The 19,058-nt window shown below is 72.6% G+C and carries 22 protein-coding genes and 1 tRNA gene; 10 read left to right on the top strand and 13 right to left on the bottom strand.

Annotation, left to right across the window (positions count from 1 at the left end; all coding sequences use genetic code 11):
* Positions 1–211 precede the first annotated feature (211 nt).
* The 3 genes from ACZ6S5_RS28575 to ACZ6S5_RS28565 all read right to left on the bottom strand — a co-directional run bounded on the left by ACZ6S5_RS28575 (position 212) and on the right by ACZ6S5_RS28565 (position 3,223).
* Complete coding sequence (locus tag ACZ6S5_RS28575) at positions 212–2,068, bottom strand: acyl-CoA dehydrogenase (protein WP_466005310.1); 1,857 nt, start codon at positions 2,066–2,068, stop codon at positions 212–214.
* Between the two features lie 115 nt (positions 2,069–2,183).
* On the bottom strand, positions 2,184–2,543 hold the full coding sequence (locus tag ACZ6S5_RS28570; RefSeq protein WP_466005309.1) for a DoxX family protein: 360 nt from the start codon (positions 2,541–2,543) through the stop codon (positions 2,184–2,186).
* A 17-nt stretch (positions 2,544–2,560) separates the two neighbouring features.
* Positions 2,561–3,223 carry an NAD(P)-dependent oxidoreductase gene (locus ACZ6S5_RS28565; RefSeq protein ID WP_466005308.1) on the bottom strand — a complete coding sequence of 221 codons (663 nt, stop codon included), beginning with the start codon at positions 3,221–3,223 and terminating at the stop codon, positions 2,561–2,563.
* Between the two features lie 130 nt (positions 3,224–3,353).
* On the opposite strand from ACZ6S5_RS28565, the gene ACZ6S5_RS28560 reads away from it, so the two are divergent.
* On the top strand, positions 3,354–3,797 hold the full coding sequence (locus ACZ6S5_RS28560) for a MarR family transcriptional regulator (RefSeq protein ID WP_466005307.1): 444 nt from the start codon (positions 3,354–3,356) through the stop codon (positions 3,795–3,797).
* Positions 3,798–3,812: 15 nt separating this feature from the next.
* Here the strand turns inward: ACZ6S5_RS28560 and ACZ6S5_RS28555 are convergent, their stop codons facing one another.
* Together ACZ6S5_RS28555 and ACZ6S5_RS28550 are read right to left on the bottom strand one after the other, a co-directional pair.
* Positions 3,813–4,940 carry a PP2C family protein-serine/threonine phosphatase gene (locus tag ACZ6S5_RS28555; protein ID WP_466005306.1) on the bottom strand — a complete coding sequence of 376 codons (1,128 nt, stop codon included), beginning with the start codon at positions 4,938–4,940 and terminating at the stop codon, positions 3,813–3,815.
* A 97-nt stretch (positions 4,941–5,037) separates the two neighbouring features.
* Positions 5,038–5,664 carry a septal ring lytic transglycosylase RlpA family protein gene (locus ACZ6S5_RS28550; RefSeq protein WP_466005305.1) on the bottom strand — a complete coding sequence of 209 codons (627 nt, stop codon included), beginning with the start codon at positions 5,662–5,664 and terminating at the stop codon, positions 5,038–5,040.
* 197 nt (positions 5,665–5,861) lie between these two features.
* Between ACZ6S5_RS28550 and ACZ6S5_RS28545 the strand changes: the two genes are divergently transcribed.
* Positions 5,862–6,407, top strand: coding sequence for a phosphoribosyltransferase (locus tag ACZ6S5_RS28545; protein ID WP_466005304.1), 546 nt, complete (start codon positions 5,862–5,864; stop codon positions 6,405–6,407).
* Between the two features lie 41 nt (positions 6,408–6,448).
* On the top strand, positions 6,449–7,468 hold the full coding sequence (locus ACZ6S5_RS28540) for a questin oxidase family protein (protein WP_466005303.1): 1,020 nt from the start codon (positions 6,449–6,451) through the stop codon (positions 7,466–7,468).
* On the opposite strand, the gene ACZ6S5_RS28535 is transcribed toward ACZ6S5_RS28540, so the two are convergent.
* Positions 7,461–7,976, bottom strand: coding sequence for an alpha/beta hydrolase (locus ACZ6S5_RS28535; protein WP_466005302.1), 516 nt, complete (start codon positions 7,974–7,976; stop codon positions 7,461–7,463). The genes ACZ6S5_RS28540 and ACZ6S5_RS28535 overlap by 8 nt on opposite strands.
* Positions 7,977–8,084: 108 nt before the next feature.
* Between ACZ6S5_RS28535 and ACZ6S5_RS28530 the strand changes: the two genes are divergently transcribed.
* Complete coding sequence (locus ACZ6S5_RS28530; protein ID WP_466005301.1) at positions 8,085–8,519, top strand: ASCH domain-containing protein; 435 nt, start codon at positions 8,085–8,087, stop codon at positions 8,517–8,519.
* Positions 8,520–8,531: 12 nt separating this feature from the next.
* On the opposite strand, the gene ACZ6S5_RS28525 is transcribed toward ACZ6S5_RS28530, so the two are convergent.
* From ACZ6S5_RS28525 to ACZ6S5_RS28510, 4 genes are all read right to left on the bottom strand, one after another.
* Entirely contained in the window at positions 8,532–9,410 is an 879-nt protein-coding gene (locus tag ACZ6S5_RS28525; protein WP_466005300.1) for an LLM class flavin-dependent oxidoreductase, read from the bottom strand.
* A 49-nt stretch (positions 9,411–9,459) separates the two neighbouring features.
* Positions 9,460–10,515, bottom strand: coding sequence for a MerR family transcriptional regulator (locus tag ACZ6S5_RS28520; RefSeq protein ID WP_466005299.1), 1,056 nt, complete (start codon positions 10,513–10,515; stop codon positions 9,460–9,462).
* Positions 10,516–10,585: 70 nt separating this feature from the next.
* Positions 10,586–11,149 carry an NUDIX hydrolase gene (locus tag ACZ6S5_RS28515; protein WP_466005298.1) on the bottom strand — a complete coding sequence of 188 codons (564 nt, stop codon included), beginning with the start codon at positions 11,147–11,149 and terminating at the stop codon, positions 10,586–10,588.
* Between the two features lies 1 nt (position 11,150).
* The gene (locus ACZ6S5_RS28510) at positions 11,151–12,044 is read right to left on the bottom strand and encodes a LysR family transcriptional regulator (RefSeq protein WP_466005314.1); all 894 of its coding nucleotides are present in this window, start codon (positions 12,042–12,044) and stop codon (positions 11,151–11,153) included.
* A gap of 115 nt (positions 12,045–12,159) precedes the next feature.
* On the opposite strand from ACZ6S5_RS28510, the gene ACZ6S5_RS28505 reads away from it, so the two are divergent.
* The 4 genes from ACZ6S5_RS28505 to ACZ6S5_RS28490 are packed head-to-tail and all read left to right on the top strand — an operon-like array spanning position 12,160 to position 15,110.
* Positions 12,160–12,555, top strand: coding sequence for a VOC family protein (locus ACZ6S5_RS28505; RefSeq protein ID WP_466005297.1), 396 nt, complete (start codon positions 12,160–12,162; stop codon positions 12,553–12,555).
* Between the two features lie 42 nt (positions 12,556–12,597).
* A complete protein-coding gene (locus ACZ6S5_RS28500) occupies positions 12,598–13,596 on the top strand; it encodes an aldo/keto reductase (protein ID WP_466005296.1) in 999 nt (332 codons plus the stop codon).
* 33 nt (positions 13,597–13,629) lie between these two features.
* Positions 13,630–14,610, top strand: coding sequence for a GNAT family N-acetyltransferase (locus ACZ6S5_RS28495; protein WP_466005295.1), 981 nt, complete (start codon positions 13,630–13,632; stop codon positions 14,608–14,610).
* A complete protein-coding gene (locus tag ACZ6S5_RS28490) occupies positions 14,607–15,110 on the top strand; it encodes a P-loop nucleotide/nucleoside kinase family protein (RefSeq protein ID WP_466005294.1) in 504 nt (167 codons plus the stop codon). Before ACZ6S5_RS28495 ends, ACZ6S5_RS28490 begins: the two co-directional genes overlap by 4 nt.
* A gap of 226 nt (positions 15,111–15,336) precedes the next feature.
* Here the strand turns inward: ACZ6S5_RS28490 and ACZ6S5_RS28485 are convergent, their stop codons facing one another.
* Positions 15,337–16,608 carry a hypothetical protein gene (locus tag ACZ6S5_RS28485; RefSeq protein ID WP_466005293.1) on the bottom strand — a complete coding sequence of 424 codons (1,272 nt, stop codon included), beginning with the start codon at positions 16,606–16,608 and terminating at the stop codon, positions 15,337–15,339.
* Positions 16,609–16,625: 17 nt separating this feature from the next.
* Positions 16,626–17,135 (bottom strand): RNA polymerase sigma factor, encoded by a 510-nt coding sequence (locus tag ACZ6S5_RS28480; RefSeq protein ID WP_466005313.1) that lies wholly within the window; start codon positions 17,133–17,135, stop codon positions 16,626–16,628.
* A gap of 117 nt (positions 17,136–17,252) precedes the next feature.
* Here ACZ6S5_RS28480 and ACZ6S5_RS28475 point away from each other — a divergent pair, with 117 nt between their 5' ends.
* Positions 17,253–17,534 carry a tyrosine-type recombinase/integrase gene (locus ACZ6S5_RS28475; protein WP_466005292.1) on the top strand — a complete coding sequence of 94 codons (282 nt, stop codon included), beginning with the start codon at positions 17,253–17,255 and terminating at the stop codon, positions 17,532–17,534.
* A gap of 162 nt (positions 17,535–17,696) precedes the next feature.
* Here ACZ6S5_RS28475 and ACZ6S5_RS28470 read toward each other — a convergent pair.
* Positions 17,697–17,770: transfer RNA gene (locus tag ACZ6S5_RS28470), tRNA-Gly, on the bottom strand.
* A 247-nt stretch (positions 17,771–18,017) separates the two neighbouring features.
* Between ACZ6S5_RS28470 and ACZ6S5_RS28465 the strand changes: the two genes are divergently transcribed.
* The gene (locus tag ACZ6S5_RS28465; RefSeq protein ID WP_466005291.1) at positions 18,018–19,004 is read left to right on the top strand and encodes a zinc metalloprotease; all 987 of its coding nucleotides are present in this window, start codon (positions 18,018–18,020) and stop codon (positions 19,002–19,004) included.
* Positions 19,005–19,058 lie beyond the last annotated feature (54 nt).

The raw sequence follows: 19,058 nt of genomic DNA, 5'->3' as shown, positions 1-19,058 counted from the left end.
CCCCCCCCCCCCCCCCCCCCCCCCCCCCCCCCCCCCCCCCCCCCCCCCCCCCCCCCCCCCCCCCCCCCCCCCCCCCCCCCCCCCCCCTCCCCCCCTCCCCCCCCCCCCCCCCCCCCCCCCCCCCCCCCCCCCCCCCCCCCCCCCCCCCCCCCCCCCCCCCCCCCCCCCCCCCCCCCCGCCGTCGGTCAGTGTCGGATCACCCCGCGGGAGATCAGAACGCCTCCTCCGGGAGGTCCATGATCTCCAGGTCGGCGCCCTCGATGATCCGCCGGTCGGCCCCGATCCGGGGCAGCACCTCGCGGGCGAAGAACCGGGCAGCGGCGACCTTGCCGGTGTAGAACGCCTTGTCGGTGGCGGAGACCTCGCCACCGAGGGCCTTCAGCGCCACGTCCGCCTGCTTCTGCAGCAGCCAGCCGACCACCAGGTCACCGACGGCGAGCAGGAACCGGCGGCTGCTCAGGCCGACCTTGTAGAGGGCGCGGGCGTCGCCGCCCTGGGCCTCGCCCAGCCAGCCGGTCATCACGCCGAGGATGTTCTGGATCTCGGCGAGCGCCTTGCCGAGCGCCTGTCGCTCCTCCTTGAGCTGGCCGTTGCCGGCCTCGGAGGTGATGAACTCCTGGATCTCGCCGGCGACCGCCATCAGGGCCTTGCCGTTGTCCCGGACGATCTTCCGGAAGATCAGGTCCAGACTCTGGATCGCCGTGGTGCCCTCGTAGAGGGTGTCGATCTTGGCGTCCCGGACGTACTGCTCCAGCGGGTAGTCCTGGAGGAAACCGGAGCCGCCGAAGGTCTGCAGCGCCTCGTGGCCCAGCAGTTCGTACGCCCGCTCCGAGCCGACCCCCTTGACCAGCGGGAGGAGCAGGTCGTTGACCCGCTTGGCCAGCTTCGTGGCCTTCTCGTCGCCGGCCGCCTCGGCGATGGCGACCTTGTCCTGCCAGCTGGCGGTGTAGCAGACCAGCGCCCGCAGGCCCTCGGCATACGACTTCTGCATGAGCAGCGAGCGGCGCACGTCCGGGTGGTGGGTGATGGTGACCCGGGGCGCGGTCTTGTCGGCCTGCTGGACCAGGTCGGCGCCCTGCACCCGGTTCTTGGCGTATTCCAACGCGTTCAGGTAGCCGGTGGAGAGGGTGGCGATCGCCTTGGTGCCGACCATCATCCGGGCGTACTCGATGATCATGAACATCTGCCGGATGCCGTCGTGCTTCTCGCCCAGCAGCCAGCCCTTGGCCGGTACGCCGTGCTCGCCGAAGGTCACCTCGCAGGTGTTGGAGACCTTCAGGCCCATCTTGTGCTCGACGTTGGTGGCGAAGACGCCGTTGCGCTCGCCCAGCTCGCCGGTCTCCTCGTCGAAGTGGTACTTCGGCACCACGAAGAGGGAGAGGCCCTTGGTGCCCGGGCCGCCCACGCCCTCCATGCCGACCGGGCGGGCCAGCACGTAGTGGACGATGTTGTCGGAGAGGTCGTGCTCACCCGAGGTGATGAAGCGCTTGACGCCCTCGATGTGCCACGAGCCGTCCGGCTGCGGGACGGCCCGGGTACGGCCGGCGCCGACGTCCGAACCGGCGTCCGGCTCGGTCAGCACCATGGTCGAGCCCCACTGCTTCTCGATGAAGAGCCTGGCCCACTTCCGCTGCTGCTCGGTGCCCTCGACGTGCAGCACGTGCGCGAAGGACGGGCCGGAGGCGTACATCCAGATCGGGGCGTTGGCGCCGAGCACCAGCTCGGCGAGGGACCACCAGAGGGCGCGCGGGGCGTTGGTGCCGCCCAGGGCCTCGGGGAGGTCGAGCCGCCAGAACTCGGAGTCCATGAACGCCTGGTACGACTTCTTGAACGACTCCGGCAGCGGCGCGGTGTGCGTCGCGGGGTCGAAGACCGGCGGGTTGCGGTCACTGTCCGAGTAGCTGGCGGCCAGGTCCTCGCGGGCCAGGCGGTCGACCTCCGAGAGGAAGCTACGGGCGGTGTCGACGTCCAGGTCCGTGTACGGCTCCTGGCCGAACGTCCGGTCCGCCCCGAAGACCTCGAACAGGTTGAACTCGAGGTCCCGAAGGTTGCTCTTGTAGTGGGTCATGCTCGCTGGCCCCGCTTCCGGACAGGTGTTACCGATCAGTAACCCCGACTGTATTACTCACCGGTAGCCAACGACAAGCCGATCGTGGAAGTGACAGCCATTACACACTTCCGGTTCAGGTTCCGGCCACCCCGAGCGCCAGCGTGGCTCCGGCGAGCGCGAGGAAGCCGATGGCCAGCGCGAACTGGGCCGAGTGGTCGCGGGCGAGCAGGTGGGTGTGCACCGCGCAGGCGAAGAAGAGCACGAGCCCGGCAGCGGCGGCGACACCGACCCACGGCACGCCCACCAGCCCGAGGAGCAGGCCCGCCGCGCCCGCGGTCTTCAGCGTGCCGATCGGGAAGGTCAGCCACGACTGCGGTACGCCGGCCGCCGCCATCCCGGGCAGGATCGGCCGGAAACGGGCCAGAGCGGCGATGCCCGAGAAGCCGGTGGCGACGACCGCGAGCAGGGTGACGACGACGTACGTGGCGTGCATGGGCGACTCCCCGGGGGCTAGTCGGCGACGCCGACGGTCTGCCGCACCGACTCGGGCCGGTCGAGCAGGGCGAGCATGAGATGGGCGACGTCGGCCCGGGACACCGCGAGACCGCCCCGGATGTTGCGCCCGTACGCGGTGCGGTAGCGGCCGGTCACCGGGCCGTCGGTCAGCCGCGGCGGCCGGACCACGGTCCAGTCGAGGGCCCCCTCCCGCAACTCCTCCTCCGTCAGCGCGAGGTCGACGTAGTGCCGCCGCAGCACCCGCCGGATCACCGGTCCGAGCACGAGGCGCATCAGCAGACCGTCGCCCGGGTCGCGCCGGAGCGGGCGGGGCCGGCCGGGGGCGGGCACCACGCCCACCGGGGCCGCGCTGACCACCACGATCCGCCGTACGCCCGCTCCCGCCATCGCCTCGGTGATCGCCCGGGTGCCCCGGGACGCCACGCCGGCGTCGGCCAGGGACCGGGGGCCGAGGCCGGACAGCACCGCGTCGGCGCCGTCGACCGCCGTGCGCAGCGTCGCCCCATCCGCCAGGTCGGCGGCGACCACCCGGGCGGCGGTGCCGGGCAGCCGGGCGAGATCGCGGACCACCGCGGTGACGTCGTGACCGGCGGCCAGCGCTTGGTCGACCAGGTGGCGACCGATGCCACCGGTGGCCCCGAAGATCGTCAGCTTCATCCGCCACTCCTCCAGTTCGCCGCCCGAGGCGGCGGAGTCCCGTAAGATATGGAAACCGTAACAGTTGATACGAGGTTCAAACAATATGAGTTCCGTAGATTCTGCGGAAGCCCGCCGACGGAGGCGGACGGTGACCCGGGTCAAGGACGAGATGCGGGAGCTGAACAACCAGCTCGCGCTGCTCAACCACCAGGTCGGCGTACGCCTGGCGCTGCGCGATGTGGACCTGGACTGCCTCGACCTGATCGCCCGGCACGGGCCTCTCGGCCCTGGCGCGCTGGCCCGCCGGGCCGGCCTGCATCCGGCCACCGTGACCGGCATCCTGGACCGGCTTCAGCGGGGCGGCTGGATCGTGCGCGAGCGGGACCCGGACGCCACCGACCGCCGCTCGGTGACGGTCCGGGCCCTACGCGAGCGCAACGGCGAAATCTTCCAGCTCTACGCGGGGATGAACGCCGCGATGGACGACGTCTGCGCCGGCTACGACGAGGCCCAGCTGGAGGTGATCGCCGACTTCCTGCACCGGGCCGGGAAGGCCGGGCGGCGGGCCACCGACGAGCTGGCCGAGGGCTGACCGGGCCGGAGAGCGTCAGCTCTCGGCCGCGCCGACCTCCCAGCTCGGCACGGCGGCGGTCACGCCGCTGCGCGGGCCGCTGTATTCCATCAGCACCAGCGCGATGTCGTCGTCGAGCCGGCCGTGCACCCACTCGACCAGCGCGGTCTCCAACGAGGCCAGACCGTCGGCCACCGTGCCGTGGCCCAGCAGCCGCCAGGCCCGGTCGGCGGTGGGGAAGAACTCGCCGTCCCGTCGGGCCTCGCCGAGCCCGTCGGTGAAGAGCAGCAGCCGGTCGCCCGGTTCGAGGCGCTCCACCCGGGGCCGGACCACCGGCATGAAGCCCAGCGGGGGCGCGGGCGCCGGGGGTTCCAGCGGGATCACCGCGCCCCGGCGCAGCAGCAGCGGCGGCGGGTGTCCACAGTTGACGATGGTGAGGGTGCCGCCCCGCTCCTCGACCAGGGCGGCGGTGACGAAGTCCTCGTCGCCCACGTTGCGGGCCACCGCCCGGTCCAGGTCGGTCACCACCGCCCGCAGGTCGGCCCGCTCGTACGCGACGTGCCGGTAGGAGCCGAGCACGATGCTGGCCAGCCGGACGGCGTCCAGCCCCTTGCCCCGGACATCGCCGATGATCATGCGGACGCCGTACGGGGTGTCCATCACCTCGTACAGGTCGCCGCCGATCTCGGCGGTGGCGGTGGAGGAGATGTAGCGGGCCGCCACCGCGAGCGTGCCCACCTGGGGACCGAGCGGCCGGAGCACGGCCTGCTGGGCGACCGAGGCGAGCCGGGACAGCTCGGCGATCCGCTCCGACTGGCGCTGGCGTACCGCCGCCACGGCGGTGGCGATCGCGGCGGCGAGCGCGATCGACGCGACGTTCACCGCGGTGACCAGGGAGGTGGCCCCCTCGACGAGCGCGAAGGCCACCCCGATGCCGGTGGCGAGCACACCCAGCCCGAGCACCACCCGCCAGGATGCCAGCGCGGCGGCCAGCAGCGGGGCGGCCGCCATCAGCGCGAGGTAGTGCACCGGGCGGCCGTCCGCCAGCTCCACGGCGGAGACGAGTGCGAGCAGCGCGAGGGCCGCGCCGATACCGGCGCGGGACCCGGGGCTCAGCGGGCCGCGGCCCGACTGGAGAGGTTGCGTGCGTACATCGGACAGCATGCCTGATGGACGTGACCGGGTGAATGAGCCTGGCGGGTGGTCCGTGGAACTTCCGTCCGGCCCGGCCGCCCCGGCCCGGACGACGCCGGTCACCCGGTCAGCCGAGGACCTCGTACTTGACGTCGATCTCGCCGAGGTCGGTCGAGGCGATGGCCGCGAAGGCCGCCCGGGACAGGTCCAGGCACCGGCCGTCGACGTACGGGCCGCGGTCGTTGATCCGCACGATCACGGACTTGCCGTTGGCCGGGTTGGTGACCCGGACCCGGGTGTTGAACGGCAGCGTCTTGTGCGCGGCGGTCAGCGCGTCCGGGTTGAAGGTCTCCCCGTTCGCGGTCATCTGGCCCTCGTCGTAGAAGGACGCGCCGCAGGAACCGCTGCCCACGACCTTCGGTGCGGTGGTGGTCCTCTTCGCGGTGGGCGTCGGGCTGGCGGTCCGGGTCTTGCTCCGCGACGCCGCCTGGGTACGGGTCACCTTCGGACTGGGGGTGGCCTTCGGCGAGGGGCTGAGGCTCGGCGACGCGCTCGGCGAGGCGGAGGGGGACGCCGAGCTGGGGGCCAGGGTGCTCGGCAGCGACTCGGCGGCGGCCGGCTCGGCGGCGGGCTCGGCCGAGGTGAGCTGGACCGCGCCGACGGTGCCGCCGATCGCGAGCACCACGCCGACGGCGGCGGTGGCGGCGATGCCGGCGGGCGAGAACTTGCGGGTACGAAGGTGCCTACCAGCCACCAGCCGGTCCTTTCGTCAGCGGAACAAACCGGCTGGGACCGTAACGAGAGAAGTACTTCCGAAGTCAACGTGATCATGGTGCTATGCCCGCATTTACCCAGGTACGTGTAGCCGATCAAACCACCCGACGTCCTCCGAAAGGAGGAAGGAGCGCAGGCAGGAGCCGTCGCCACCTGGTCGAGCGGCGATGCCGCAGGATGGAGAGCGTGCTGAGCCGACGTCTGGTCGAGCTGTTCCGCTGGGTCGACCCCGGCCCGGACAGCAGTCATCTGGTCAGCGACACCGCCGGCTGGTGGCGCGATCCGGCGGTGCTGGCCGGCCTCGGACCCGCCCTGGCCGGGCTCTTCCCGGCCGCCCGGCCCACCGTCGTGATCGCCCCCGAGGTGACCGGGCTGCTGCTCGGCCCGCTGGTCGCGGTGGCCACCGGCGCCGGCTTCCTGCCCGCGTACAAGGACGGCGGCGAGCGGCGGCGGGTCGGGGCGCTGGGCTGGGCCGAGACGCCCCCGGACCACCGGGGCCACCGGCAGCGCCTCGGCCTGGACAGCAGCCGGCTCGGCCCCGCCGACCGGGTGCTGCTCGTCGACGACTGGGTGGACAGCGGGGCCCAGCTCGACGCGCTGCACCGGATGGTCGCGGCCGCCGGGGCCGAGGTCGTCGGGGCGGCGGCGGTCGTCACCACCTGCCCGCCGGCGGTCGCCGAGCGGCTCCGGCTGCGCGCCCTGCTCACCGGCGATTGCCTGTGAGCGCTTGACCTCAAGCGCGGTTGAGCATCGACGATCGCGGCATGAACGACGGCATTCTGGACGAGGCGTACGAACGGCTGCACCGGACCGGCCCCGAGTTCGAGGGCTGGCTCTCCAACCACGGACCGATGGCGGTCGAGGCGCTGGTCCGGCACGGCCACGGCACCCGGGTGCACCGCTGGCTCGACGACTACCTGAGCCGGCTGGACGACCTGCCACGCGGTCTCCGGCCGGTCGACGACTGGCGGGCCGCCCTCGGCGACCCGAAGCGGGCCGGGGACTGGCTCGCCCACTTCGATCACGAGCTGCGCGAACATCCCTGGCAGGAGGTGCTCGGCACCTGGTGGCCCCGGCTGCTGCCAGGGATCGCGGCCGGGGCCACCCACGGGGTCATCCGGGTCGGCCACGCCGTGCGGGTGCTACGTACCGACGGGGTGAACCGGGCGCGGCTCGCCGAGCTGGGGCAGGCGCTCGGCTACTGGGCCGCCCGCTGGCAGCCGGTGCCCGGGGCCGGTCCGCTCACCGGGCGGTCCGACGTGGCGACCGCGCTGGCCGGGGTGCCTCGGCTCCCCGAGCAGACCGGCGGGATCCGGGACCGGCTCGGCCGACTGCCCGACGTACCGGACTGGGCCGCCGCGGTGGTGGCCCTGCGCCCGCCGGTCGGCCCGACGCAGGCCGAGCGGACCCTCACCGAACTGGTGCACCGCGCCGGCCTGGACTACCTGCGGTTCGGGCACGGCAACCCGGTGATGCTGGTGCACGCGGTGACCGCGCCGACCGCGGTGCTGCGTACCCTGCCGGCCCTGGACCCGGCGCTGTGGGCGCCGAGCGTCGCCGCGGCCTGGTCGGCCACGGCCGCCGTGACCTCGGTGTACGCCCCACCCACGCCGGCCGCCCCACCGGCGGTGACGCCGGGAGAACCGGACGAGGTGTTCGCGCGGGCGGCCCGGCACGGCGACGCGCACGTGGTGAAGCTGGCCGACGCGGTGCTGGAGACCCACGCGGCGACCGGCGACGCGCGGGTGTTGGCCGCCGCCGGCTACGCCGGCCAGCTCATCTGACGAACTCCTCCACTGCCGTGCAGACCTGGCCCAGCACCTCGGCGGAGCGCGCCAGCGGGCCGGGCACCAGCATCGAGTGGTCGGCGTCCGGCACCTCCAGCACGTGCGGGCTGAGCCGGCGGGCCACCTCGCTGTTCCACAGCGAGTCGGCGGTGCCGCCGACCAGCAGGCACGGCGCGGCGGTCCGGTTGAGCGCGTCGACCATCTCCGGATGGTTGAGCACCGGGGTCAGCCACACCGCCGGCAGCCCCCGGTCGGCGGCGAGCGGGCTGGCGAGAGTGCCCAGCGACTTGCCGACCAGCAGGTCGACGCCGCCGTCGAGGGTCGGCGTCACCTGCTCGGCCACCCACTCGGTGGTCCGGTCGGCGGGCAGGTCGCGGGGCACCTGCCAGGTCACCCCGTGGACGTCGAAGCCGAGGCGGCGCAGCGCCTCCCCGGCGTACGCGAAGAGTGGGCCTCGGGTGTCGTAGCCCACGCCCGGGACGAGCACCGCCCGCCGACCCGCCATGGCTGCCTCCTCGCGACCTCTCCGCCTCCTGCCAGCATCACCGACCGGAGCCCGTGCGGGACGGGAAATCCCGCGACGGGTGGACCGGCTGCCACTAGCCTCGGCAGGATGTGGCCCCGGATCGGTGGACTGCGCACGCTCGCCCTCGGCACCCCCGGCGAGATGCGCGCCAACCTCAACACCCTCGTGCTGGCCGGCGTGAAGACCGCCACCGCCGGCCTGCTGACGGACGAGTACGCCGCCGAGAACGAGGAGCTGGAGCAGGCCGGCGAGCGGCTGGTCCTGGTCGATGACCAGGACGCGCTGGTCGGCGTCGTCGAGGTGACCGGCGTCGAGGTGGTCCGCTTCGCGGACGTGTCCTGGGACTTCGCCCGCTCCGAAGGGGAGGGCGACCGGTCGATCGAGGAGTGGCGGGAGGGGCACCGCCGCTTCTGGACCCGGGAGGGCTTCCCGGTCAACGACGACACCCAGGTCGTCTGCATCCGGTTCCGCCTGGTCTCCGCGGGGGACGGCGGGATCAGCACCGGCGACCTGGGCACCTGACGGGCCGGGCGGTCAGAGCCGGCGCAGCTCCGGCAGCAGACCGACCGCCGTCACCAGCTCCGCCTCGTCGCCGGCGTACCAGCTGCTGGCCCGGGGCCAGTGCGTCACCACGTCGGTGAAGCCCAGCCGCGCCGCCCGGGCCACCTGCTCCGCGAAGAAGTCCGCGTGGCTGAGCGAGAAGACCGGTGCCGCGTCGAGCGACAGACAGCGGTCCAGGGTGGCCGGGTCACGGCCCGCCTTCTCCAGAGTCGCCTCCATCCGCCCGGCGAGGTCCGCGACCGTGGCCCACCAGCTCTCCAGGTCGTCACCGCCGAGCCCGGTGGTCACCCAGCCCTGGCCGTACCGGGCGACGAGCCGCATCGAGCGGGGCCCGTTCGCGGCGACCACGAACGGCACCCGGGGCTGCTGGACGCAGCCGGGGTTGTTCCGGGCGTCCACCGCGGCGAACCACTCGCCGCGCCAGGTGGTGCCGTCCTCCCGCAGGATCAGGTCCAGCAGCTCGGTGAACTCGGCGAACCGGTCGACCCGCTGCGGGGGTGGCAGGGTCTCCCCGCCCAGCACGGTGGCGTCGAAGCCGATGCCGCCCGCGCCGAGCCCGAGCAGCAACCGGCCACCGGAGACGTCGTCCAGCGCGGTCACCTGCCGGGCGAACGCCGCCGGGTGCCGGAAGTTGGGCGAGGCGACCAGGGTGCCGAGGCGGATCCGCGAGGTCACCGTCGCGGCGGCGGTCAGCGTGGTCATCGAGTCGAACCAGGGGCCGTCGACCAGGTCGCGCCAGCCCAGATGGTCGTACGTCCAGGCGTGGTCGAAGCCCCACTCGTCCGCCTGCCGCCAGCGCCGCTGCGAGTCCGACCAGCGCTGGTCGGGCAGGATCACGATGCCAATCCGCATGATCGCCAGGGTACGGCCCCGGGCCGGCCGGGCCGGCCCGGGGCGCGCGTCACCCGGCGACCAGGTCGGCGACCACGCAGGCGACGTTGTCCGGCGCGCCCTCGGCGTACGCGAGGTCGACCAGCCGCTCGACGGCGGTCTCCGGATCGTCGGCCCCGGCGAGCGCCGCCTGGAGCGCCGCCGGCCCGACCACGGCGGAGAGCCCGTCGGAGCAGAGCAGGTAGCGGTCCCCGACCAGGGCGGTCCGCAGCGCGAGATCCGCCTCGACCGGGGCGCCGGCGCCGAGCGCCCGGGACAGCAGGGCCCGCTGCGGGTGCGCCGCCGCCTCCGCCGGCGTGAGCCGGCCCTGGTCGACCTGCGACTGCACGTACGTGTGGTCCTGGGTCAGCCGGGACAGCTCGCCCCCGCGCAGCAGGTACGCCCGGGTGTCCCCGACGTGCACCAGCGCGAGCCGCGTGCCGCGCCGCAGCACGGCGGTGAGGGTGGTGACCGGCTGGTGCCCGTCGGTGGCGTGCGCGCGTACCGTCCGGTCGGCGGCGGTGATCGCGTCGGCGAGCGTGGCGAGCAGTTCGGCGGCGGGCGCGTCGGCCAGTTCCAGCGGCCGGAGCGCGTCGACGGCGGCCGTGCTGGCGGCGGCGCCGCCGGGTCCGCGCAGGCCGTCCGCCACCGCGAGCAACGTGTCGCTGGCGTACGCGGTGTCCTCGTTGGAGTCGCGGACCGCGCCGGCCGTGCAGCGGACGGCGTACCGGAAGGTGGGTTCGGACATGGTGGCGCCCCTTTCGGAGAGCTGGTCGACGAGGAGCGCGACGACGCGTCCGCGGGCTGCCGTGTCGGCGCTGACCCGACGCCACCAGGCGTCGACCGCCTCGGCCGCGGCCTCCGCCGGTAGCCCGCAGACGGCCTGGATCTCGGCCAGCGGCATCCCGGCCCGCCGCAGGGCCGCGATCAGCCGGGCCCGGTCGAGCTGGGCCGGCTCGTAGTACCGGTAGCCCGAGTGCGGGTCGACGGCGGCGGGCGGGAGCAGGCCCAGCTCGTCGTAGAGCCGCAACGCCTTGGGCGTCAGGCGCGCCGCTCGGGCGAAGGCCCCGATGGTCAGCAGCTCCACGGGCCCATCCTCCTCGTACCGGTCAGGGCGACCGGCACGGACCACGCTGGGCCTTGCCGCAGGGGCAGGGTCAAGGCGTCGACACGAGTTTGGCGAGCATCCGAGTCAGGTGCGGCTCGACCGTGCCCGGCGCCGCATCGGCCACCTCCCGGGGCGTCCACCAGCGGACGCCCCGGAACTCGCCCGGGTCGGGGGCCAGTTGCTGGTCCGGGCTGCCGCTCAGCACGTACCAGAGGCTGACGTCGGTGTGCCGGTCGGCCGGCGGGCCGACGGTCTCGGTGACGGTGAGGAAGGCCGGGCGCTCGCCGAGCACCGGCGAGAAGACGGCGGGCACGCCCAGCTCCTCCACCACCTCCCGGCGTACGGTCTCCGCCGGGTGCTCGCCCGGCTCCACGTGACCGCCGGTCGGCAGCCACATTCCCGCCTTGCGGTGGTCGACCAGCAGCACCGCGCCGTCCGTCGCGTCCCGGAGCAGGAAGTACGCGACCAGGTGCGGCGAAGGCGTCCCCGGCTTCTCCCGGCGGAAGATGTCGGCGGTCCGGGCCAGCCAGGCCAGCGTCTCCGCACGGTGCCGCTCCTCCAGCTCGTCCCCCGGGCCGAGCGCCTCGACCAGCGCCCGGATCTCGTCCCGCACGTCACGCCTCCGCAGGGTCGTTGGCGTCGGCGGCGGCGCGGACGAACTCGCGTACCCGGGCCGTGGTGTTGCTGGCCAGCCAGACCGGGCCGCGGAGGATCGGCGGCGCGTCGTGGATCGGCACGTACGCCAGGTCCGGGCGGGGGTGGTAGCGGCGGGTCTGCTCGCCCACCGGCAGTACCCCCCGGCCCATCGCGACCAGCGACAGCATCTCCGGGAAGGTGTTGCCGACCGGCCCCTTCGGCACCGGGCGGCCCGATGGCGTCCGGTCCGGGGTGCGGTCACGCTTGAACTCGGCCGAGGTCATCGCCGGATACTGCACCACCGGATGGTCGGCCAGCACCTCCACCGACACCGACGGCTCCCCGGCCAGCGGATGCTCCGCGGCCACCGCGAGCACCCGCCGCTCGCGCAGCAGCGCCGGGCCGTTCGCCATCCCGTCGAAGGGGTACGACGCGATGAGCAGGTCGACCGAGCCGTCGTGCAGGCTGGACCGGGTGGTGGCGAGCGGGGCCTCGTGGACGTGGACCACGCACTCCGGGTGGCGCTCGGTGAAGAGGCTGACCGCCCGGAGCAGCACCGGTGCGGTCGACTCGCCGACGAACGCCACCCGCAGCTCACCGGTGAGGCCACGTCCGGCCTCGACGGCCCGCTGGACGGCGTCCGCCATGCCGGCCACCAGCGGTCGCAGGTCGTCGGCGAGCCGGGCGCCGATCGGGGTCAGCCGGACCACCCGGCTGGTGCGCGCGAAGAGCGGCGCGCCGATCCGGCGTTCCAGCTTCCGCACCACGTGGCTGACCCGCCCGGTGGTCACCCGCAGCCGCTCGGCGGTCCGCCCGAAGTGCAGCTCCTCGGCGAGGGTCAGGAACGTCTCGATCTCGTACCGCTCCAGCACGTCGACCCCCACCGTTGACTCAGGGTCAACGATCGTAGCCCGATCGCGGCTTGGTCGCCGGCGGCGTCCGGACGAGGGTGGACAGCGAGGTTTTCACCGTTCGAAAGGAACTCCGATGGATGCCGTAAGTGCAGTGCGGGTGACGGGCTTCGACCACCTGGTCCTCACCGTCGCCGACGTCGAACGGTCCCTCGACTTCTACTGCGGCACGCTCGGCCTGGCGCCCGTCCGGGTCGACCGCTGGCGGGCCGGCGAGGTGCCCTTCCCCTCGGTACGCGTCAACGCCGGGACCATCATCGACCTGGTACGCGGCGAGCCCGGCGGGTCGAACGTGGACCACTTCTGCCTGGTGGTGGAGCCGCTCGACTGGGCAGAGGTGATCGCCTCGGGGGTGTTCACCGTGCTGACCGGGCCGGTGCCGCGCTTCGGCGCGCAGGGCAACGGCACCTCGATCTACGTACGCGACCCGGACGGCAACACCGTCGAGTTGCGCTGGTACCCGGCCTCGTGAGGGGTTGACCTCGAGCGCGCTCGAACCGGGAGACTCGCGTTCATGAATCGAACGTTGGGGCACAGCGGGATCGAGGTCAGCGCGCTGGGCATGGGTTGCTGGGCGATCGGCGGCCCGTACGCGGGCGGCGACAATCAGTACGGCTGGGGCCGGGTCGACGACGCCGAGTCGATCCGGGCCATCCGCCGGGCGGTCGAGCTGGGGGTCACCTTCTTCGACACGGCGAGCAGCTACGGCGCCGGGCACAGCGAGGTGATCCTCGGCAAGGCGCTCGGCGCCGACCGGGACCGGGTGGTGATCGCGTCGAAGTGGGGATTCACCTTCGACGAGCTGACCCGGGAGGCGCTCGGCACCGACGGCAGCGTCGGCTATCTGCGCAGCTGCCTGGACGGCTCGCTGCGGCGGTTGGGCACCGACCACGTCGACCTCTACCAGCTGCACCTCGGCGACCTGCCGATCGCCACGGCCCTGGACCTGATCGGTCCGCTCGAGGAGTTGGTCGCCGCCGGCAAGCTCCGGGCGTACGGGTGGAGCACCGACGATCCGGAACGCGCCTCGGCCTTCGCCGCCGCCGGCCCGCACTGCACGGCGATCCAGCACGACATGTCGGTGCTGGCCGACCGGCCGGCGATGGTCGAGGTGTGCGAGCGGTCCGGGCAGGCCAGCATCAACCGGGGGCCGCTGGCCATGGGGCTGCTCAGCGGCAAGTACGCCGACGGCCGCACGGTGGCCCGGGACGACGTGCGCTCGCAGGGCTACGAGTGGCTGACGTACTTCCGCGACGGCGCCGGGGCACCGGAGTGGCTGGCGCGGGTGGCGACCCTGCGCGAGGTCTTCGCCACCGGCGGCCGTACGCCGGCCCAGGGCGCGCTGGGCTGGCTGTGGGCGCGCAGCGAGGTCACCGTCCCGATCCCGGGGTTCCGGACCGTGGCCCAGGTCGAGCAGAACGCGGGCGCCCTCGCGTACGGGCCGCTGCGGCCCGACGAGTTCGCGGCCGTGGAGGAGCTGCTGGCGGACGTCCGGTCGCCCGGAAACGGGTGACGGGACGGCCGGCTCCGTTGCTAGCGTGTCGCGATGCCCGAACTTGAGCGGCTCGACGCCCGTCACGCCCCCACGCTGCTCCACTTCGAGCGGGAGAACCGGGCATACTTCGCGCGCTCCGTGTCGGATCGGGGCGACGACTACTTCGCCGAGTTCGCCGCCCGGCACGCGGGCCTGCTGGCGGAGCAGGCGACCGGCCGGTGTCACTTCCACGTGCTGGTCGACGACGACGGCGCCGTGCTGGGCCGGTTCAACCTGGTTGACGTGGCCGACGGCAGCGCCGAGCTGGGTTACCGGGTGGCCGAGCGGGCCACCGGCCGGGGCGTGGCCCAGGACGGCGTACGCCGGGTCTGCGCGCTGGCCCGCGACGCGTACGGGCTGCGCCGGCTGGTCGCGGCGGCGGCGTTGACCAACCACGCGTCGCTCGCGGTACTGCGGCGCACCGGGTTCGTCCCGACCGGAGAGGCGCTGGTCCACGGCCAGCCGTGCCTCCAGCACGTGCTCGACCTGGTCGAGGGCACCGGCATGGGCGCGGCGGAGGTGCACGCCGTCCTGGACACCCTCGCCGCCGTCGGCTGCCCGGCCTGGATCAGCGGCGGTTGGGGAGTGGACGCCCTGGTCGGCGAGCAGACCCGGCCGCACCGCGACCTGGACCTGGCCGTACCGGCCGAGCACGAGTCGGCCGCGCTGCGGGCGCTCGCGCAGCTCGGGTACGTCGTCGAGACCGACTGGCGTCCGGTACGCGTCGAGGTCGTCGCGGACGGGCGGGGCCGGGTGGACCTGCACCCGCTGACCTTCGACGAGGCCGGCGACGGCCACCAGGCCGGACTGGACGGCAGCAGCTTCCGCTGGCCGCGGGAGTGCTTCACCACCGGGACCATCGCCGGTCGCCGGGTCGACTGCATCTCGGTGGAGCAGCAACTGGTGTTCCACCGCGGCTACGAACCGCGCGACGTCGACCGGGCGGACCTGTCCCTGCTGCACCGGCTCGCCGCCGCCGTACACCAGCAGTGACCGCCACCCTCTTCCTGACCTGCGGCCTGCCGGGCAGCGGCAAGACCACGCTGGCCCGGCGGCTGGAGCGGGAGCACTCCGCGCTGCGGCTCACCGCCGACGAGTGGCTGCGCGACCTGCACCCCGAGCTGTCCGAGCCGGAGCTGGACACCATCCGCGACCGGGTGGAACGGCTCCAGTGGTCGACGGCGCTCCGGGTGCTGGCGCTCGGCGTCGACGTGGTCCTGGACTGGGGGCTCTGGGCGCGGGAGGAACGGGACCGCTACCGCTCGCAGGCCCGGGCGGTCGGGGCTCGGGTGGTGCTCTGCCTGCTGGAGCCCTCCCGGCAGGAGTTGCTCGACCGGCTGCGGCCGCGGACCGCCGCTCCGGGCCCCGGGGTCTTCCGGGTCACCGACGAGGAGTTCGAGCGGGCCTGGGCCTTCTTCCAACGGGAGCGCCCGACGCCGGAGGAGCTGGCGCTCTTCGACCCGATGCCCGCGACCGGAGGAGCCGGCAACTGATGGACGCGATCACCGACGACGAGCTGGCCGTGGGTGACGGGAATCGCGGTGCCCAGCGGGCGAGCAGAGACGCCAAGCTTGTCGCCGTCGGGCGCAGCCAATGTCGACCGGTGTTGACCGCTGCATCGGGCAGGCAGCGGGTACGGCGGCCGCTTCGAGGAAGGTGCGGAGGCACGGCCGCCGGGCCCGCCCTGCTCGGGCGGGCCCGGCGCTTTTGGAGCGACTGTCAGCTGATTCGTTGCCAGCTCTGATTTTTGGCGGAGGGGCGGTACGACCACACCTGCACTCCGCTTGCGGTCGTGACGGTCACCTGCACGGTGCTCCCGCTGACTACCGCCTTCTCGATACGGCTGACTCCGTTGGTGCCTGACCGGAGAACCTCCCAGCCGAGCGGGTAGTCCCCATCCTGCTGGAAAGATTGCAGGGTCTGTGACATCTCGCCACTGGGGGACCGCAACGTGAGGATGGCGAACGTCGCTTCGCCGTCGCTGGCGTTGACGAAGGAAACGGCGTCGATCGTGATCGTGTAGCGGGTCGTGCCCTTGTCGTCGTCGTTGTCCAGGTCGGCTTCGCCGACCCCATTCACCATCGGCACGCAGTAGACCCGACCGGACCCGTCGGGATTCCCGCGGCCCATGAGGAGGCCGGTGTTGCGGAAGTCGACCTCGTGGAAGTTCTTGGATGGCGCCTGGAAGGTGGTCGGACCGCTCACCTGACGGAAAGCACCATTCCGGAACGCGTAGCCCCGCACCTGTCGGTCACAGGCCGGCCACCCGTCGGTCTGGTACGGGCCATAGACGGTGAGCCGGACGACGCCGTCACCGACCGTGATCGCCTCGCGGGAGAACGTTGCGGCCACGTTGGGGGTATCCGCCGAATTGATCACGTATCCCAACGGTGTCAGTGCGCCGTCCGAGGCGACCTTCAGCGCCAGCAGCTGGGTGACGTTCAGCGACTCATCGTTCTGGCAACGGATGGTGGTGAGTTCCTCGTCGCCCGGTGCTCCGTCGAGGTCGGCCATGATGGGAGCCAACTCGCCGATGACCAGTTTCACGCCATCCGCTGGCGTCGTCGTACCGTTCACAAATGTCCTCGTCCCCTTCGCCTTGCACACGTCCTCCACGCCGGGGAACGCCGGGAGGTGGAGGGTGGCATTGCGCAGATCGACCGGCGTCGGAGCCGACGACGCTGGAGCCGACGATGCGGGAGCCGACGACGGGGCGAGCGACGGAGTCGGACTGGCCGGTTCGATGGGGCCCGCGGATCCGATCACGTTGGGTGGCGAGTTGTTGCCCCGTGGATTGGCGGCGTAGGCGGCGATTGGCACGGCGATCAGCAGCGCACCGGCCACGCTGAATGCCGTGAGGCGTACTCTCCGCCGGACCGCAACCTTGTGGCGGACTGCGGGGGTGCCCGGTGCCGGCAGGTAGGAGGAGCGCTCCACCGCATCGAATTCGGCGAGCGCGTCGTTGATGAGGTTGTCCACGTTGTCAGACATGAGACTTTCCTTTCCGGTCATCCCTGGAGGTGCTCAGCGAGGGCGGTTCTCCCGCGGCTGAGCCAACTTTTTACGGTGCCCTCGGGCACGTCTTCCTGCAGAGCGATTTCGGCTACGGACAACTGGCCCAGGTAGTGCAGGACGACGGCCTTGCGAAGCTTCGGCGGTATCTTGGACAGGGCCGCGACCAGCGCCACGCGATCTGGCGACGGGCCGTCGTGATGTTCTTCGCGCTGGCGGCGCAGGAACATCGCGGACGTCTTCTGTCGCCGGAGCCTGCTGGTGGCGAGATTCCATGCGACCCGGCGCACCCAGGCATAGGGGTCTTCGTATTTCCTGATCCTGGCCCACCTGGTGTAAGCGCGGCAGAACGCCTCCTGGACCAGGTCCTGTGCCTCTGCTCGGTCACCCAGGTACGCGTAGAGCTGCGATCGGAGGACATCGAACTTCGCCGCATAAAATTCGTCGAAGTCGCGCTGCTCGTCTGTTGTCGAAGCACGAGGTGCGGCCGCGGCTGCGGTCATCACTGCGGTCACGTTTCCTTCCTCCCGTGGTGCCACCCTCGTGGGCGGGCAGCACGAACACGTGCGGGCACTTCCGTCGGTTGCACAGGTCTTTTCTGGTGTCGCCTGCGCTCCGGCGGCATGGTGGGCAGCTACCTGGGCCGGCGGCGTGTCGAGCAATCTCATTTCATCGGCTGGTCGTCGGCAGTCGGCAAGGTCGGCGTGCCGGGTCCGCACTTCCATGACCTGCGGCACACGGGTAACACGATCGCGGCGCGGACGGGCTCGAGCACCCGCGAGTTGATGGCCCGGATGGGTCGTGCCTCACCCCGGGCGGCCATGATCTACCAGCACGCCACTTCTGAGGCGGATCGGGCCATCGCCCAGGCGGTGAGCGACGCGGTGAAGGCCGAGCGCAAGTAGGTCAAGAAGTCGCTGGCCGGCCCTTCGGGCAAGGCCAAGGGCAAGACAAGAAGGCCGGCGAGAAGCGTGGCTGGTGGCCCGTGGAGGCGCATCGGCCGCTCGTGGCCCGTGGAATGTCGAAGGCCCTGACCGGGACTGACGTCCTGGCCAGGGCCTTTCGTGTGGAGCGGGTGACGGGAATCGAACCCGCACTGTCAGCTTGGGAAGCTGATGTTCTGCCATTGAACTACACCCGCAGGCGGCACCACTGTACCTGAGGTCACCATCTCCGTGCACGCAGGTACCCCCGTGGCGACTTCCAGCCCCCTCGCAACCACCCGGAAACGATCTTGCAACAGGGGTGGCCCGTCCGAGCAGCGGAACGTTTCACCGCGGCAACATATGCCCGTTCTCAAATCCATCGATCGGATGTAACGTCTCCCACACGTTCTCCGACTCGGCGTGACATACCCCCGTAGCACGCCGACAGAAAGAGGTGGGCCCATGGGACTCCGTCCCAACCTGCTGACCCGGCGTGCCGCCGGTGTCGCGACGACGACCTTCGCGCTGATGCTCAGCACCGCCGCGGTGGGTGTCGTCCCCGCTGCCTCGGCCTTCTCGGCCGCCCCCGCCGGCTCGTGCGCCGAGCCCGCCGACGTCCACTCGGACGCCCGGGTCGCCAAGGGTGGCAGCACCAAGCTGGACCCGAACAACCTGACCGCCAAGCAGGTCGCCGAGCGCGAGTCGGACCTCGCCGCCGCCCTGCGTGAGCAGGCCGCCTTCCGCGGCGGCGCCCAAGCCACCGCCCCGCTGGCCACCGTCACCGTCCCGGTCGTCGTGCACGTCGTCCAGCGGGACAGCACCCGCGCCGGCGGCAACATCCCGGACTCGATGGTCACCCAGCAGATCGACGTGCTGAACAAGGCGTACAGCGGTGCCACCGGCGGCGCCCCCACCGCCTTCAGCTTCCAACTGCAGAAGGTGCACCACGTCACCAACGCGGCCTGGTACCCGATCGTGCAGGGCTCCTCGGCCGAGCGGCAGATGAAGTCCTCGCTCCGTGAGGGCGGCAAGAACACGCTGAACATCTACCTGGGCGAGCTGAGCGACAACCTGCTCGGCTGGGCCACCTTCCCGAAGCGCAAGCTCGACAGCATGGACGGCGTGGTCGCGCTGAACGAGTCGCTGCCGGGCGGCACCGCGACCAACTACAACGAGGGTGACACCGGCACCCACGAGATCGGCCACTGGCTGAACCTCTACCACACCTTCCAGGGCGGCTGCTCCGGCTCGGGCGACAGCGTCGACGACACCCCGGCCGAGGGTTCGCCCGCGTACCAGTGCCCGACCGGTCGGGACACCTGCACCGCGGCGGGCCTGGACCCGATCACCAACTTCATGGACTACACCTACGACTCGTGCATGCACCAGTTCACCGCTGGTCAGGCGAGCCGGATGATCACCGCGTGGAACGCCTACCGCGCGGCCTGAGCGCCCAGCACTGAAACGCCGGTGCCGGCCCTGTCTTCGGACGGGGCCGGCACC

The sequence above is a fragment of the Micromonospora sp. NPDC051924 genome, assembly GCF_055586005.1.
The sequence above is the reverse complement of the archived record's forward strand: the minus strand, read 5'-3'. Positions and strand labels throughout refer to the sequence as shown.

What these genes read in the sequence shown, in the direction of transcription:
- ACZ6S5_RS28575 (WP_466005310.1), bottom strand. Translation starts at nt 2,068, where the DNA reads ATGACCCACTACAAGAGCAACCTTCGGGACCTCGAGTTCAACCTGTTC.
- ACZ6S5_RS28570 (WP_466005309.1), bottom strand. Translation starts at nt 2,543, where the DNA reads ATGCACGCCACGTACGTCGTCGTCACCCTGCTCGCGGTCGTCGCCACC.
- ACZ6S5_RS28565 (WP_466005308.1), bottom strand. Translation starts at nt 3,223, where the DNA reads ATGAAGCTGACGATCTTCGGGGCCACCGGTGGCATCGGTCGCCACCTG.
- ACZ6S5_RS28555 (WP_466005306.1), bottom strand. Translation starts at nt 4,940, where the DNA reads ATGCTGTCCGATGTACGCACGCAACCTCTCCAGTCGGGCCGCGGCCCG.
- ACZ6S5_RS28545 (WP_466005304.1), top strand. Translation starts at nt 5,862, where the DNA reads ATGGAGAGCGTGCTGAGCCGACGTCTGGTCGAGCTGTTCCGCTGGGTC.
- ACZ6S5_RS28540 (WP_466005303.1), top strand. Translation starts at nt 6,449, where the DNA reads ATGAACGACGGCATTCTGGACGAGGCGTACGAACGGCTGCACCGGACC.
- ACZ6S5_RS28535 (WP_466005302.1), bottom strand. Translation starts at nt 7,976, where the DNA reads ATGGCGGGTCGGCGGGCGGTGCTCGTCCCGGGCGTGGGCTACGACACC.
- ACZ6S5_RS28530 (WP_466005301.1), top strand. Translation starts at nt 8,085, where the DNA reads ATGTGGCCCCGGATCGGTGGACTGCGCACGCTCGCCCTCGGCACCCCC.
- ACZ6S5_RS28525 (WP_466005300.1), bottom strand. Translation starts at nt 9,410, where the DNA reads ATGCGGATTGGCATCGTGATCCTGCCCGACCAGCGCTGGTCGGACTCG.
- ACZ6S5_RS28505 (WP_466005297.1), top strand. Translation starts at nt 12,160, where the DNA reads ATGGATGCCGTAAGTGCAGTGCGGGTGACGGGCTTCGACCACCTGGTC.
- ACZ6S5_RS28500 (WP_466005296.1), top strand. Translation starts at nt 12,598, where the DNA reads ATGAATCGAACGTTGGGGCACAGCGGGATCGAGGTCAGCGCGCTGGGC.
- ACZ6S5_RS28495 (WP_466005295.1), top strand. Translation starts at nt 13,630, where the DNA reads ATGCCCGAACTTGAGCGGCTCGACGCCCGTCACGCCCCCACGCTGCTC.
- ACZ6S5_RS28485 (WP_466005293.1), bottom strand. Translation starts at nt 16,608, where the DNA reads ATGTCTGACAACGTGGACAACCTCATCAACGACGCGCTCGCCGAATTC.
- ACZ6S5_RS28475 (WP_466005292.1), top strand. Translation starts at nt 17,253, where the DNA reads ATGGTGGGCAGCTACCTGGGCCGGCGGCGTGTCGAGCAATCTCATTTC.
- ACZ6S5_RS28465 (WP_466005291.1), top strand. Translation starts at nt 18,018, where the DNA reads ATGGGACTCCGTCCCAACCTGCTGACCCGGCGTGCCGCCGGTGTCGCG.